Annotated in this window: 17 protein-coding genes; 10 read left to right on the top strand and 7 right to left on the bottom strand. The window is 67.8% G+C overall.

Translation table 11 applies throughout. The features are described 5' to 3' along the window. Positions 1-82 precede the first annotated feature (82 nt). Positions 83-853: a DsbA family protein gene (locus ACFULV_RS11385; protein WP_378655583.1), complete on the top strand. Its 771-nt coding sequence runs from the start codon at positions 83-85 to the stop codon at positions 851-853. Beyond that, a complete protein-coding gene (locus ACFULV_RS11380) occupies positions 853-1,416 on the top strand; it encodes a vitamin K epoxide reductase family protein (protein ID WP_378655957.1) in 564 nt (187 codons plus the stop codon). Before ACFULV_RS11385 ends, ACFULV_RS11380 begins: the two co-directional genes overlap by 1 nt. Here ACFULV_RS11380 and ACFULV_RS11375 read toward each other — a convergent pair. The 4 genes from ACFULV_RS11375 to ACFULV_RS11360 form a co-directional block, all read right to left on the bottom strand. After that, on the bottom strand, positions 1,402-2,025 hold the full coding sequence (locus ACFULV_RS11375; RefSeq protein ID WP_378634038.1) for a class I SAM-dependent methyltransferase: 624 nt from the start codon (positions 2,023-2,025) through the stop codon (positions 1,402-1,404). The genes ACFULV_RS11380 and ACFULV_RS11375 overlap by 15 nt on opposite strands. A 17-nt stretch (positions 2,026-2,042) precedes the next feature. Beyond that, entirely contained in the window at positions 2,043-3,287 is a 1,245-nt protein-coding gene (locus tag ACFULV_RS11370; RefSeq protein WP_378634041.1) for a saccharopine dehydrogenase family protein, read from the bottom strand. 22 nt (positions 3,288-3,309) lie between these two features. Beyond that, the gene (locus ACFULV_RS11365) at positions 3,310-4,743 is read right to left on the bottom strand and encodes an ABC1 kinase family protein (RefSeq protein ID WP_378634044.1); all 1,434 of its coding nucleotides are present in this window, start codon (positions 4,741-4,743) and stop codon (positions 3,310-3,312) included. A gap of 126 nt (positions 4,744-4,869) precedes the next feature. Then, positions 4,870-5,556: a TetR/AcrR family transcriptional regulator gene (locus tag ACFULV_RS11360; RefSeq protein WP_378655954.1), complete on the bottom strand. Its 687-nt coding sequence runs from the start codon at positions 5,554-5,556 to the stop codon at positions 4,870-4,872. 262 nt (positions 5,557-5,818) lie between these two features. Here ACFULV_RS11360 and ACFULV_RS11355 point away from each other — a divergent pair, with 262 nt between their 5' ends. The 6 genes from ACFULV_RS11355 to purU all read left to right on the top strand — a co-directional run bounded on the left by ACFULV_RS11355 (position 5,819) and on the right by purU (position 10,770). Beyond that, on the top strand, positions 5,819-7,150 hold the full coding sequence (locus ACFULV_RS11355; protein ID WP_358061769.1) for a DUF445 domain-containing protein: 1,332 nt from the start codon (positions 5,819-5,821) through the stop codon (positions 7,148-7,150). A gap of 113 nt (positions 7,151-7,263) precedes the next feature. Next, entirely contained in the window at positions 7,264-7,710 is a 447-nt protein-coding gene (locus tag ACFULV_RS11350; protein ID WP_101465494.1) for a helix-turn-helix domain-containing protein, read from the top strand. Further along, entirely contained in the window at positions 7,710-8,360 is a 651-nt protein-coding gene (locus tag ACFULV_RS11345; RefSeq protein ID WP_378655580.1) for a heparin-binding hemagglutinin, read from the top strand. The genes ACFULV_RS11350 and ACFULV_RS11345 overlap by 1 nt, the downstream gene beginning before the upstream one ends. A 79-nt stretch (positions 8,361-8,439) precedes the next feature. Further along, a complete protein-coding gene (locus ACFULV_RS11340) occupies positions 8,440-8,730 on the top strand; it encodes a DUF2516 family protein (protein ID WP_056814570.1) in 291 nt (96 codons plus the stop codon). Between the two features lie 76 nt (positions 8,731-8,806). Beyond that, positions 8,807-9,859, top strand: a complete 1,053-nt coding sequence (locus ACFULV_RS11335; protein ID WP_378655577.1) for an alpha/beta fold hydrolase — start codon at positions 8,807-8,809, stop codon at positions 9,857-9,859. A gap of 20 nt (positions 9,860-9,879) precedes the next feature. Further along, positions 9,880-10,770 carry a formyltetrahydrofolate deformylase gene (purU, locus tag ACFULV_RS11330; protein ID WP_378634055.1) on the top strand — a complete coding sequence of 297 codons (891 nt, stop codon included), beginning with the start codon at positions 9,880-9,882 and terminating at the stop codon, positions 10,768-10,770. Position 10,771: 1 nt separating this feature from the next. Here the strand turns inward: purU and ACFULV_RS11325 are convergent, their stop codons facing one another. Continuing rightward, positions 10,772-11,299 carry a GNAT family N-acetyltransferase gene (locus ACFULV_RS11325; RefSeq protein ID WP_378655574.1) on the bottom strand — a complete coding sequence of 176 codons (528 nt, stop codon included), beginning with the start codon at positions 11,297-11,299 and terminating at the stop codon, positions 10,772-10,774. A 92-nt stretch (positions 11,300-11,391) separates the two neighbouring features. Here ACFULV_RS11325 and deoC point away from each other — a divergent pair, with 92 nt between their 5' ends. Further along, a complete protein-coding gene (deoC, locus tag ACFULV_RS11320; RefSeq protein ID WP_378634061.1) occupies positions 11,392-12,057 on the top strand; it encodes a deoxyribose-phosphate aldolase in 666 nt (221 codons plus the stop codon). 35 nt (positions 12,058-12,092) lie between these two features. Here the strand turns inward: deoC and ACFULV_RS11315 are convergent, their stop codons facing one another. Next, positions 12,093-12,827, bottom strand: a complete 735-nt coding sequence (locus ACFULV_RS11315) for a DUF2993 domain-containing protein (protein ID WP_378655571.1) — start codon at positions 12,825-12,827, stop codon at positions 12,093-12,095. 105 nt (positions 12,828-12,932) lie between these two features. Here ACFULV_RS11315 and ACFULV_RS11310 point away from each other — a divergent pair, with 105 nt between their 5' ends. Next, positions 12,933-13,541 (top strand): hypothetical protein, encoded by a 609-nt coding sequence (locus tag ACFULV_RS11310; RefSeq protein ID WP_358186434.1) that lies wholly within the window; start codon positions 12,933-12,935, stop codon positions 13,539-13,541. On the opposite strand, the gene ACFULV_RS11305 is transcribed toward ACFULV_RS11310, so the two are convergent. After that, complete coding sequence (locus ACFULV_RS11305) at positions 13,527-14,324, bottom strand: class I SAM-dependent methyltransferase (RefSeq protein ID WP_378655568.1); 798 nt, start codon at positions 14,322-14,324, stop codon at positions 13,527-13,529. The two genes, ACFULV_RS11310 and ACFULV_RS11305, sit on opposite strands and share 15 nt — an antisense overlap. Positions 14,325-14,343 lie beyond the last annotated feature (19 nt).

Below are 14,343 nucleotides of genomic sequence, written 5' to 3'. Positions count from 1 at the left end.
TACGGGCAAGACGAGCATTGCGGAAACTCTCAGGTTCGGCCCGCATGATGTTCCCGGTGGGGAGCCAACGAGCGAAAGGCGTGTGACGACGGTGAGCACGGGCAAGAGCCCCTCGGGCAGGAATCCGCTGGCGGCGGCCGAGGCGGCCGACAAGAAGCGCAAGATCGCGATCCAGGTCGGCGTCGCCGCCGTCCTGGTCGCGCTGGTCGCGGCCATCGGCATCGGCATCGCGGTGAACAAGTCCGATTCCGACAAGGAATCGTCGACGACCTCGGCGGCGCAGCTGCCCGCGACGGGCGGGGCGGTCACCGAGACCGGCACGGTCGTGATCGGCAATCCTGATGCCAAGGTCAAGGTGCGCGTGGTCGCCGACCTCCAGTGCCCGGCCTGCAAGCAGTTCGAGGCAGCCAACGGTGCGACGCTCGCCAAGGCCGCCGCCGACGGCACTGCTTCCGTCGAGTACCAGATCATCTCGTTCCTCGACAAGGCCTCGACCGATCAGTATTCCTCGCGCGCGGCCAACGCGTCGTTCTGCGTGGCGAAGTCCGATACCACCAAGTACCAGTCCTGGTTGCAGACCATGTTCGAGAAGCAGCCCGCCGAGGGCGGTGCGGGTCTGAGCAACGACGAGCTCATCGAGATCGCCACCGACGCGGGGTACACCGATCCGGCCGTGGCGACCTGCATCAACGACAAGCCGTACAACGACTACATCCAGCAGGTCACCCAGACCACGCTGCAGAGTGGCGTGAAGTCGACGCCGTCGGTGTACATCAACGGCCAGCTGAACCAGACCGACGCGATCTTCACCGAGAACGGCCTGGCCCCCGTGATCGCTGACGCGGCGAAGTGATCACCGCCCCCGCCCGCTCGGCCTGGCTGCTGCTGATCGCCGGGCTGGCGGGCTGGCTGGCGTCGTTCACGCTCACCGTCGAACGGTTCAAGCTGTTCGTCGACCCGAACTACGTGACCTCGTGCAGCATCAACTCGGTGCTGTCGTGCGGGTCGATCATGAAGACCGACCAGGCCGCGGTCTTCGGTTTCCCCAACCCGCTCATCGGCGTCGTCGGGTTCTCGGTGGTGGTGACCCTCGCCGTGCTGTCGGTGGTCGGTGTGGGCTTCCCGCGCTGGATCTGGGGCGGGCTGTGGCTCGGCACCGTGCTCGGCATCGCCGGACTGTGCTGGCTGATCTTCCAGAGCCTGTACCGGATCAACGCGCTGTGCCCGTACTGCATGGTGGTGTGGGTGGCGGTGCCGGTCCTGTTCGCGGTGACCACACAGGAACTGTGGGGCCGGTCGCGTGGGGCCATGGGGATCCTCGCCGAATGGCGCTGGACCCTGGTCGTGGTGTTCTACGCGGTGGTGCTGCTGCTGGTGTTCCTGAAGTTCCAGGACTACTGGCTAAGCCTGGTCTGACACGGGCTTGGTGGCGTCCACGTATTGCATGAAACGGTGGACGCGCTGGTCGATTTCGGTCAGTCCCGCGCGGGCGAACAGCTTCGGGAAGGTATCGCGGTCGAACAGGCGCAGGCCACTCAGGCTCGCGGCCAGGCTGCTCGCCGAGCCGAAGAGGTTGTCCTCGGCATAGCTGGTGCTGATCGCGATGCGCCCGCCCGGGGCGAGGACACGGATCATCTCGCGGGTGGCGACCAGCGGATCGGGGATCAGGTAGAGGGCGCCGAAACAGCAGACGGCGTCGAAGGTTCCGTCGGCGAACGGCAGCATGCGCGCGTCGCCGCGGACATAACCGACGCGCGGGCTCGCGTTGTCGGTGGCGGCCTTGGCCAGCATCGGCGCCGAGTAGTCCAGGCCGGTGACGAAACCGCCCTTGGTCAGGTACTCGCTGAGGTAGCCGGTGAAATTGCCTGGGCCGCACGCCACATCGAGCACCTTCATGGGGCCGCTCAGACGCAGGGCGCCGACCGCGTCGCGGCGGTCGGTGCCGGTGGTCCGGCCGCTGGCGAGGTAGAACAACGTGGGTCGCCACGCGTGCTCGTACACCGCGGCCAGCGCCGGGGCGTTCATCGTCCTGCGGGCGAGATTCACTGGCGCGCGACCTCGATGGTCATCCCGGCCTCGCGCAGCCGCGCGGTGAGCGCCTCGCCCATCGCCGATGCGGGGGTGAGCACGCCCGCGCGCTCGGGCAGGGTGTCGAAGGCCAGGCTCAGGCCGCTCTGGCCGAGCAGGACGGCGGTGGCCTGGTAGCCGGGATCGCCCGTGCCGGAGAAGGTGGCCTGGTATCTGGCGCCGGAGCTGGTGCGGGCGAAGGTCTTCATGGTGAACCACCCACTGCGGCGGGCCTTTTCGCTGGGGCCGGTGCCGGGCTTGGGCAGAATCCGGTCGAGCAGCTTGCGGCCGAGCGACACCCGCGACAGTGCCGCCTGCGACGCCATCGCGGCCACCATGCCGCCCGCGATACCCGCGGCGACCAGCGGCGCGGCGGCCGAGGTACCCGCGTTCATCACCTCGCGATAGCGGAACTGCTTGCCGTAGACCCAGCCGAGCAGGCCGTTGGTGCGGCGCACGACCTTGGTGTTGTGCGAGGCCATCACGAACGTGGTGACCCAGCCGTTCAGGCTGGGGTCGATGCTGTCGGCGCGGGCCAGCGCCTGATCGGACTGACGGCCGACATCGGGTTCCATGCTGCGATCCGGGCTCAGCGAGTACGGGTGGGCCAGGATCTTGCCGCGCGCGGAATCGGCCGCGACGTCCTCCATCATGGCGCGCCCGGAATCGATGGTGCCGCCGCTCACGCCGCCCTTGAGATAGGCGACCAGGGTGGTGTCCTCGAGCTCGCCGGTGTTGTCGGCGATGGTGGCGCGATAGATCTCGTACACGCTCAGATCCGACGGAATCGAGTCGTAGCCACAGGAATTCACGATCTTGGCGCCCGAGTCGACCGCGGTCTGCTCGTACTTCTCGATGGCGTCGTGGATGAACAGCGGCTCACCGGTGAGGTCGGCGTAGTGGGTGCCCGCCGCGGCACACGCGCCCAGCAGGGGCATGCCGTAGCGCAGGTACGGTCCGACAGTGGTGACCACGACCTTGGTGCGCTCGGCCATCGAGGCCAGCGATGCGGGGTCGCTGGAATCGGCGACGACGAGTTCCCATGTCGCGGCGGCGGGCCCGAGCTCGTCGCGGGTGGCGGCGAGCTTGCTCGCCGAACGGCCCGCCAGGGCGATCCTGGCGTCGGCCGGGGCCGCGGTGAGCAGGTATTCGGCGGTGAGTTTGCCGACGAAACCTGTTGCGCCGAACAGGATCAGGTCGAACTCACGGTGCTGCGGCATGACGCGCCTTTCGAAAGATGATTCAGGGCTTGGTGGCCGGTGCGCCGGCCTTGCGGGGGGCGCGAGTCTTCTTCACCGGTTTCGGTGGATGAGTGGCGAGCCAATCGCGGTGGGCCAGACCGAGTTCGGTGACCGGCGGATCGCCGTAGAGCCATTCCCTGGCGATCACATGCCAGTTGTTGGTGCTGTCGAGCTGGCCGAGCATGCCGAAGGTGAGGAAGTCGGCGCGGCGCGAGAACAGGTGTTCGGGCGGCAGATTCTGCTGCTTCATGCCGGTGAACTCGCTGGCCCTCGGGTCGACGGCGAGCAGGAATGCGCCGCTGGCCAGTTCCGGGGTGATGGTGAGTTCCTCGTCCACCAGACACCATTCCGAGGCGGCGAGCACGTATTCGAGGCATTCCTCGGCGCCGATCTCCTCGGGCGAATCGATCACGCCGCGATCGATCATCAGCTGCCGCAGGTCTTCCGCGCGGTCCTCGGCGGCCGCGCGCAGGCACTGGATCTCGAATCCGACCAGCTTGGGGTCCATCCGGTTGAACAACCCGAAATCGAGGAAGGCGACCCGGCCGTCACGGGCGAGCAGCACATTGCCCGGGTGCGGGTCGCCACAGAACTCGTTGAAGCTGAACAGCGAGCCGACGTAGAAGCGGTAGATGATCTCGCCGACCCGGTCACGCACCGCGGCGGGCATTTTCCGCACCTCGTCGAAGCCGTCGCCGTCGATGAACTCGCTGACCAGCACGCGGGTGGTCGACAGCTCGGGTACCGAGGACGGCACCACGATGAACGGGTGGTCGCGGTACAGGTGCGCGATCTCGGCCTGGGTGGCGGCTTCGGCCTGGTAGTCGAGCTCGCTCTCCATGTTCAGTTTCAGCTCGTCGAGCACCGCGGGGGTGATCCACGGCATCGCCGAGGCCAGCACCCGGCGAAACATGGTGAGGTTCTTCAGATCCGCGCGCACGGCCGCGTCGACCCCGGGGTACTGGACCTTCACCGCGACAGCACGGCCGTCGTTCAGCGTGGCCCGGTACACCTGGCCGATCGAGGCGGCGGCGATCGGCTCCGGATCGAATTCGGCGAAGATCTCCGCCAGCGGGGCACCGAAATCCTGCTCGATCACTGTGCGCATGGACTCGAACGACACCGTCGGCGCCGCGTTGCGCAGCACGGCCAGGCGCTGCTGGAACCGCTCGCGATGGTTCTCCGGCACCAGATCCAGGTCGAGCACCGACATCATCTGGCCCAGCTTCATCGCGACGCCCTTCATGGTGCCCAGCACCATGACCACCTGTTCGGTGGTGCGGATCATCGACTCCTCGGCCATCCGCGCGCGCACGGCCTCCGAGCGGCCGCGCATCGATAATCTGGTCTTCTTCGAGCGGATGACCGACCCCGCCGCGACTGCCCCCAGCTTCGTCCCGCGGGCAAGCCGGGAAGTCGGCACGTTCTTCGCCATCGAGATACCTCCGTTGGTGCCGACGCGCACGGCGGTGACACAAGCCACAGCGTCCCGCCCGGGTTCAGCGTAGCCAACCGCGCGCCGTTGTCGAGCTCGGCTCCCTCGAACGCGGGAAATCCCGGGTCAGGGCGACTGTTGCGGCATTTCGGGGAGCGGATGCGGCTGTGCGGTGAAGATCTCGGGTGAGCCGCCCGCGCGGGCCATGCCCTCGATCGCACTCCAGGCCATCATCGTGAGGTAGTCGATGACGTCCTGACGCGGCATGGACTTGTCGGTGGTGGTCCACCAGTGGGTGGCCAGCTGAATGCCGCCGACCAGCACATACGACCACAGCATCGCGCCCTCGGTGCGGATGCCCTTGGCGCCCGCCCGGTCGACCAGCACCGTGGTGACCACCTCGGCGAAGAGGCGCTCGAACTCCGCGAGCGAGGACTTGTCGCCCGCGGCATTGCTCATGATGAACCGGTAGACCTCGGGGTCGTCGTCGACGGTGCCGACGTATTCGGTCATCGCGGCGCGCACGAGTTGGTATTCGTCGGCGTCGAGACTGATCGCGCCGTACACCCGGGGCAGCAGCGTGGTTTCGATGAACCGCTGCATGGTGGCGTGGACCAGGTCGTTCTTGTCCGCGAAGTAGCGGTACAGCACGGTCTTGGACACGCCGATCTCGGTGGCGATCTCGTCCATGCCCGCCTGGCTGCCCCGCGCGCGGATGGCGTTGAGCGTGCCGTCGACCAGCTCCTCGCGGCGGTCGATCTTGTGCTGTCGCCACCGACGTTTGCGGCCGTCGGCCTGGCCGCCGCCGCGCACACTGGCTCGGCTCGACTGCTCGCCGATCTCGACAAGGTCTTCGGTGGACAGAACAGCCCCCTCGTGATCGATGTTGGCGTCTTTAGTGAACAGCTTAGGCGCGCCGGTGTGGGGTGGCGCTCCTTTGGCCCACGTTGCGGCATTTACCACACTCGAGTGCTTATGCGCGCGTACGACAAACCGCGCGGTTCGCCGTGTCGTGGGCGACGCCACGCGGGGTTGGCGGCGGCGCACTCGCCGTGCGCACAGCAGAATGGGGGCTATGGAGAAATCTCCCGGCAACACGGCGGTTCTCACGCCGCGCACCGAGCCCGCCGCACAGCCCGCCGGCTTCGCGGTGATGACCGACGAGGCGGGCAAAAAACGTGACCTGTTCAAGATGAAGGCGCTGGCGACCAGTTTCCTGCTGGTGGCCAGTGTGATCTACCTGCTGTGCCGCTGGCTCGAATCGCGCGGCGGCGGTGGCGAGTGGGTGGGCTATGTCCGCGCGGCCTCGGAGGCGGGCATGGTCGGCGCACTGGCCGACTGGTTCGCGGTCACCGCGCTGTTCAAGCACCCGCTGGGTCTGCCGATCCCGCACACCGCGATCATCCGCAAGAAGAAGGACCAGCTCGGCGAGAGCCTCGGCGCCTTCGTCGGCACCAACTTCCTCGCCCCCGACGTGGTTTCGGCGCGCCTGGACTCGGCGCAGATCTCGTTGCGGGTGGGCCGGTGGATGGCCGATCCGGCGCACGCGGCCCGGGTGGCGCAGGAGAGCGCGACGATCCTGACCGCGGTGGTCAACACCCTGCGCGACGAGGACGTCGAGCAGATCATCGACAACACCATCGTCAAGCGGATCGCCGAACCGCTGTGGGGGCCGCCGCTGGGCCGGGTGCTCTCGGAGATGATCGCCGACAACCGGCAGCGGCCGCTGATCGACCTGCTGGCCGAGCGCGCCCATCAGTGGGCGCTGGGTTCCCAGGACACGATCGACCGGATCGTGGTGCGCGATGCGCCGCAATGGGCACCGAAATTTGTCAATACATTGCTGTCGGAGCGAATTTATCGGGAACTCGTCGAGTTCACCTGGAAGGTGCGCTCCGATCCTGATCACGAATTGCGCCGGGCCGCCGATCGCTTTCTCCAGGATTTCGCCGAGGACCTGCAACACGACGACGCGATGATCGCCAAGGCGGAGAAGGTCAAGGCCGAGATCATGGGCCGCGAGCAGATCACCGGAATGGCCGAGGCCACCTGGCGGGCGGCGAAGCGGTTGATCTTGGAATCGGCCGAAGATCCCGATTCCACCCTTCGGCGCAAGGTGGCCGAGAATGTGCAGCAGCTCGGCGAGCGCCTCCGCGACGACCCGGAGATGCGTGGCAAAGTGGACGGGTGGATCGATCGCGGTGCTCGCTATCTGGTCGGTAACTACTCCGCGGAGATCACGACATTGGTGACCGATACGGTCGCGCGCTGGGATGCCGACGAGGCGAGCAGGAAGATCGAATTGCAGGTGGGTCGGGATCTGCAATTCATCAGGATCAACGGCACGGTCGTCGGCTCACTCGCCGGCCTGGCCATCTACACGATCTCGCAGCTGCTGTTCCACTGAACGACCTGGTAACCGGGGCTGCGTACGCGTTAGCCGACCGGGTGCTAACTGTAGTGCTTGCAATAGCTAGCACCCTGTTCTACTATTGGCCTTACAACGCCAGAAGGTGAGCGATGACAGACCAACCCGAGAGTCGTGTAGCGCACGCGGCTCAAGATATCGGAGGTTTCATCAGGGCACAGCGCGAAGGTGCGCAGGTGTCCCTGCGTCAGCTCGCCGCTCTGGCGGGGGTAAGTAATCCGTACCTGAGCCAAATCGAACGCGGATTACGTAATCCCTCCGCCGAAGTACTCGCGCAGATCGCCAAGGCACTGCGGGTTTCCTCGGAGGTGTTGTATGTGCGGGCAGGATTTCTGGAGCAGCGTCCGCACAGCCCGGTCCGTGACGCCCTGCTCGCCGACACTTCGGTGTCCGAGCGGCAGAAACAGGTGTTGCTGGAAATCTATGAGTCGTTTCGCCGGGAAAACGGGGAAGAAGCCGGCTCAGGGGGGAACGAACGAGACACTGACGTTTCGTTCACGACAACTGACACTCCGCCACACCAGGAGACTGAAGACTGATGACCGAGAAGACCGCCACTGTGACCAAGCCGCTGTTCGCCACCGTCGGCGCCGGTGACGCCATCTACGCCGCCGTGAACGACGTCGTCGCCGACGTGCGTGGCCGCGTTGCCACCGCCGACCCGAAGGCCCGCGTCGAAGAGGCCCGCGAGCGCATCGCGAACGTGCCCGCCGACGTGCAGGCCCAGTTCGACACCCTGCGTGACCGTATCTCCGGCCTGCCGTCGGAGCTGCCGGAGGACCTCGCCGAGCTGCGCGAGAAGTTCACCCCCGAAGAGCTGCGCAAGCTGGCCGAGCAGTACTACCGCCAGGCGCTCGACATCTACGCCGATCTCGCCGTTCGCGGCGAGGAGACCGTCGACCGGCTGCGTGCCAACCAGGCCGTCGACGAGCAGATCGGCCGCGTCGAGAACCTCTACAAGGATGCCTCCGCTCGCGCCGAGGATGCCCTGACCAAGGTCAACGACCTGCTGGGCCGCACCAAGGCCGAGGCCGAGGCTGTGGCCGACAAGGTCGACGCCGTGGTCGAGGCCGAGGTCGTCGCGGTCACCACCGAGCCGGCTCCGGCCAAGGCTCCGGCCGCCAAGAAGGCTGCTCCGGCCAAGAAGGCCGCTCCGGCCAAGAAGGCTGCCGCGCCCAAGAAGGTCTAGCCTTCGCGCATCACCGCTGACAGCGGCCCCGTACACCAGGTGTGTGCGGGGCCGCTGTTCGTATGATGGGGGTGTGAACATGGTGAATGGGATGACCTCGCTGATTCTGCTGATCCTGTGGATCGGCGCCTTCGGCGCGACGGTGTTCGCGCTCATTCACGCTGTGCGCCAGCGTTCGGATGCCTTCACCGCCGTCGACAAGATGACCAAACCGATCTGGCTGGCCATTCTCGGTGGTGCGCTGGTGTTTCTGCTGATCGGCATCGGCGGGCTGGGGATGCTGTCGTTCATCGCGATCATCGCGACCGGGGTGTATCTGGCCGATGTGCGCCCGAAGGTCGACGAGGTGCAGCGCGGCCCGCGCTGGTAAATAGCCCTCAGAAGGGCTCGCGGGTGCGTGGTACGCGGTGTTACTGTATCTATCAGTAACACAAAGGAGTGTGCCGATGCGCGCAAAGTTGCCGACGGCTCTGGTGAACCTGGTCGACCGGGTGTCCACCGTGGTCGAGACCACCCTCGCGGCCCACCGGGCGGATCTGCGGACGCGGACGCACGGGATCGCGGCCTTCGATCCGCCGCGGATGCCGTACGACGTGATCCCCGTGGTCACCGCCGACGGCGCCCGCCTGCGGGTGCACGCCTACGGCCCGGTCGACGCGCCCGTCATCGTGTTCGCCCACGGCTGGACGTGTTCGATCGAATACTGGAACGCCCAGATCAACGCCTTCGCCGGCGAGTACCGCGTGGTCGCCTACGACCAGCGCGGCCACGGCGAGAGCACCAACGGCTACGCCCGCCCGAGCACCAATCTGCTCGCCGACGACCTGTGCGACGTGCTCGACGCCGTGCTGCTGCCGGGTCAGCGCGCGGTACTGGCCGGGCACAGCATGGGCGGGATGACGCTCATCGCCTGGGCGGGCCGCTACCCCGAGCGGGTTGCCGAACAGGCCGCCGCGGTGATCCTCACCAACACCGGCGCGCACTCGCTGGTCGAGGTGTCGACCATGGTTCCCGGTCTGAACATCCCGCTGCGGATTCTCGGCGGCCGTTCGATGCCGACGCCGGACTGGCTCGGCAAGCTCATTCTCGGCACCCCGGTGGTGTTCCCGCCGATCAAGCCGGTGCGCTGGATCTTCGCCCGGCAGGTGATGACCCTCGATACCTCGCGCGAGAAGCTGAATTACGCGCTGTCGGTGGTGCGCGGCTGTCCGATGATGACGCGTTCGCGCTACGGGTTCCTGCTCACCGAGCTGCACCTCGGCGATGACGCGAAGAATTTCTCGGTCCCGACCACCGTGCTCGCGGGCGATCGCGACGACATGACCCCGGCGATCCACGCCGAGCGCCTGGCCGCGCTGCTCCAGGAAGCAGGCACGCTCGCCGGGTTCAAGGTGCTGCCGACCGGACACCTCGGCAATGTCGAACGCTTCGACCTGTTCAACGCCGAGGTGGCCCGAGTGCTGGCCGCCGTCAACGAGCCCGTGCGCGCCCTGGCCTGACCGCCTGCGAGAATCGGCGGATGAGTTCTACCGCTGTGACCTCGGACGACCGTCGGTTCGTGCTGACCCTCGGGTGCCCGGACCGGCCGGGCGTCATCGCCCGGATCTCCTCGTTCATCGCCGGCTTCGGCGGCTCGATCGTGGAGGCCGGGTATCACTCCGACGGTGACATCGGCTGGTTCTTCACCCGCCAGGCCGTGAAGGCCTCGACGGTGCCGTTCTCCATCGACGAGCTGCGGGTGCGCTTCGCCGAGGTGGCCGCCGAGTTCGGTCCCGAGACCGAATGGCAGCTGCACGATTCCGGTGCGCCGCGGCGCGCGGTGCTGCTGGTCAGCAAGGACGGGCACTGCCTGCACGACCTGCTCGGCCGCGCACAGGCCGGTGAGCTGCCCGCGACCATCGAGGCCGTGATCGGCAACCACCCCGACCTCGCGGGCATGACCGAGGCGCACGGGGTGAAGTTCCATTATGTGCCGTTCCCGAAGGACCCGGCCGAGCGCGGTCCGGCCTTCGAGCAGGTGCGCGACCTCGTCGACTCCCACGACCCGCACGCCGTGGTGCTCGCCCGTTTCATGCAGGTGCTGCCCGCCGAACTGTGCGAGCACTGGGCCGGGCGCGCGCTCAACATCCACCACAGCTTCCTGCCCTCGTTCGTCGGCGCCCGGCCCTATCACCAGGCGTATGCGCGCGGGGTGAAGCTGATCGGGGCGACCTGCCACTACGTCACCGCCGAGCTGGACGCGGGGCCCATCATCGAGCAGGACGTGATCCGCGTCGATCACGCCGACGACGTGCGTGACATGGTCAGACAGGGACGTGACATCGAGCGGGTCGTGCTCGCGCGTGGACTGCGCTGGCACCTGGAGGGCCGGGTGCTCGTGCACGGTCGCCGCACGGTCGTCTTCGAATGACCTATAGGTCGTAAAACGGTGCCGGATAACGGAATTCACCGGTCACGGCGGAATCGTAGGCCGTGAGCGGGCGGACCTGGAAGTACGGCGCCCACTCGGCTTCGTCGGGCACGACGCCGAGCCGCGCGCCGGGGACGAAGCCGAAGCGGGCGTAGTAGTCGGGATCGCCGACCAAGCCGACGACCGATTCGTCGAGGGCGTCGGCGGCGCCGAGGGCGGCGTGGACCAAGGCCGAGCCGACGCCGGACTTCTGATGCTCCGGATCGACGCCGAGCGGACCCAGCGCGAGCACCGGGAACGGGCCGATTCCGGCTCTGGTGAGACAGATGTGCCCCACGACGGTGTCGTACTCGAGGGCGACCAGCGACAGCGTGGGCATCCACGACTCGTCGGTACGTAGCGTCTCGACGAGGGCGTGTTCGGGTGGTTCGGTGACGGCCGGATCGCCCGCGTAATGCGGGGCGAACGCGGCGCGGTGGATCGCGGCGATCGCCGGGGCGTCCGCTGGGGTCTCGCGACGGATCAGCACAGGCTTAAGTCTCCAGGATTTGGGTACGGGAGCGCAATGATGTGCCGTGCCCGATGTTCCGGACTCGGCCGCGCGTGTGCGATGCTCGGGAAATGACTTCCGCGCCGCTGACCCGGGCCGCCGTGGCCGACATGATCGACCACACCCTGCTCGCGCCGGAAGCCACTCCGGCCGAGGTCGACTCGCTGGTCGTCGAGGCGCGCAAGTTGGGGGTGTACGCGATCTGCCTGTCGCCCTCGATGCTGCCGGTGCGTGCGCCGGGGCTGGTGGTGGCCACAGTGGCGGGTTTCCCTTCCGGCAAACATCATTCGCTGGTCAAGGGCGCCGAGGCGCGGCTGGCCGTGGATCAGGGCGCCGCCGAGGTGGACATGGTGATCGACGTGGGCGCCGCGCTGGCCGGTGATTTCAACGCCGTGCTCGCCGACATCATCACCGTGCGCGAGGCGACCAGGGATCGGGCCGTGCTCAAGGTGATCATCGAGTCGGCGGCGCTCACCGATGCGGCGATCGTGGGCGCGTGCCGGGCGGCCGAGCAGGCGGGCGCCGATTTCGTGAAGACCTCCACCGGTTTTCATCCCGCGGGCGGTGCCAGCGTGCACGCGGTGCGGTTGATGGCCGAGACCGTCGGCGGACGACTCGGGGTGAAGGCCAGCGGCGGAATCCGCACCGCCGCGGACGCCGCCGCGATGATCGAGGCCGGTGCTACGCGTCTCGGGTTGTCGAAATCGGCCGCGGTCCTCGACGGTTTTCCCGACTAGACGAGGTTGTCCCGAGTCGTCACCGCCGCGCACGCTCAGCAGGTGAACCCGGACTGCTGAGCGGACGGGTCGCTCTCGAGTGCGGTCTTGCCGCCCGAAAGGTGCACGCTCACACCGTCGTCGGTGACCTTGACCTCCTGCGCCCGCAGGCCGAGCGGGTAGCTCTGCAAGCTCTGGGTGAAGGTCTCGACGATGTCCTGCACGAGGTCGGTGGGCAGGCCGATGCCGAGTATCTGCGCCGACTTCGTCTCCACCGTGACGTTGCCGTCGCGGACCATCGGCTGCACCTCCAGCTGGGCGAGGCCGCCGAGCACATCGAGAGTGAGCACTCCGGTGCTCGCCGAGGAGCTCACGCCGCTGACCATGGTGCCGAGGGTCTCGCGGATGCCGTCGTTGTTCCAGGTCACGTCGGCGGTCGAGCTGTCGATGGTGCCGCCGCCTCGGCCGCGGTCGACGAGCTCGATGTCGTTGAATTTCGCGTGCACCACCATCCCGACAGCGGGGCCGAACTTGTTGTCCTCGCTGTCGACGGTGATCGTGCCGACCTTGCCGTCCACATACGACAGCAGGATCGGGCGCGGACCGAAGCCCACGTCGATGCTCGAGCCCATCTGTTGCTCGAACGCGCCGCTGATACAGCTCGAGATCTTGTGCCGGGCATAGGCTTCGGTTCCGCCGATGGCCGCGACGAGCAGAACGGCGACCACGGCCAACGCGATCACCAGAGAGCGCCGACCGATCCTGGGGCGAGGGGGCTTTTGTGTGGTCATGGCATCGGATTCTTCCCGATCTTTCTGTGTCCGCTCTGAGGACGTAGTGAAAGCCTTCACACAAAATGTGACCTGGCGCACGCAACCGGGCGTAATCTGGGTTGCATGACTGGCGAGGGCGCGCGCCGGGTGGCGGGGACAGCGGATCATCGATGGCGGGTGCTGCGGCGCCTCGCCGGACGGCACGCGGGTTTCTTCACCACGCGTCAGGTGTTGCGTACCGGCTGCGAATCGCAGGTCAGGGCGGCCCTGGGGGACGGGTCGGTGACCAGGGCCGGGGTCGGGATGATGCGGCTGGGCCAGTGGCGGGTGGGGCCGCTCGACGAGTACGCGATGTGGGCGGCGTGGTTCGACGGCGCGGCGGCGGTGTCGTACCAGAGTGCGGCGGAACTGCACGGAATCGGCAGGTTACAGCCTCGGTTTCTGCACCTGTCGGTGTCGGCGGGTCGCCCGCCGGTGACCCCACGGTTGGTGCTGACCCGGCGCAAGCTCTGCGCGGCGGACGTCGAGTCGGCAGGGCCGTTTCTGGTGACCACGCCGGTGCGCACGGTCCTGGATCTGGCCGAGACCGAGATCTCGCAGTCGGCGCTGGACGAGGTGGTGGCCGACGCGGTGGCGATCCACCGGTGCGATACCGACGAGATCTGGTGGGGTGGGCAGCAATTGGCGCCGCGGGCGTCGGCGCGGGTGCGGCGGGCGTTAAGCCGGGTCTGACGGGGCGACCACGTCCCAGGGCACCGACAGCACGCAATCGCGCATTCGCCGTTTGTAGGTGTGGACCGGGAAACCGCTGGCGCGCAGCATCTCCGCCGCCGCACGCCAGCGGATGCGAGGGCCGTACGGCGCCATGGCCGCGGCACGCTCCCAGGCCCGGTCGGCGGCGGTGAGGAGCGTGTGCACGCGTTCGCCGGGAATGTTGCGGTGGATCAACGCTTTCGGCAGGCGCTCGGCGATGTCGGAGGGCTGGTCCACGGTGAACGGATCCCAGGCCAGCGTCAGGGAGAGGGGGCGGTGTCGGTCGAGCAGGACCCAGGCGCAGCGGCGGCCGAGTTCGTCGCAGGTGCCGTCGACGAGCAGTCCGTCGGGTGCCAGGTTGGACTGGATGCGCGACCACGCGTCGGGCACGGCGTCCTCGGGATATTGGCGCAGGACGTTGAACGCGCGGACCAGGGTCGGTCGCAGGCCCGCCAGCTCGAAGCCGCCTCGGGCGAACCGGACGCCGTCGCGGGGTGCCACGACGCGGGCCGGGTCGATCTCCAGGCCGACCACCTCGAGGTCGGGGCGGACGGTGCGCAGCCGGGCGGCCAGTTCGAAGGTGGTCCACGGTGCGGCGCCGTAGCCGAGGTCGACGACCAAGGGGTTGGAGGATTCACGCAGTGTCGTGCTGACGAGTTCGTCGTTGACGAGCCAGCGGTCACTGCGGCGCAAACGGTTGACGCCGGTGGTGCCGCGGGTGATGGTGCCGACCGGCGGGAGGGCCTTGCGGCTGGGGGCCACGGGCGTCGAGGCTCTCCGG

The sequence above is a fragment of the Nocardia sp. NPDC057272 genome, assembly GCF_042668615.1.
Taxonomy (GTDB): Bacteria; Actinomycetota; Actinomycetes; order Mycobacteriales; family Mycobacteriaceae; genus Nocardia.
This window is presented reverse-complemented; position numbering and strand designations above follow the sequence as displayed.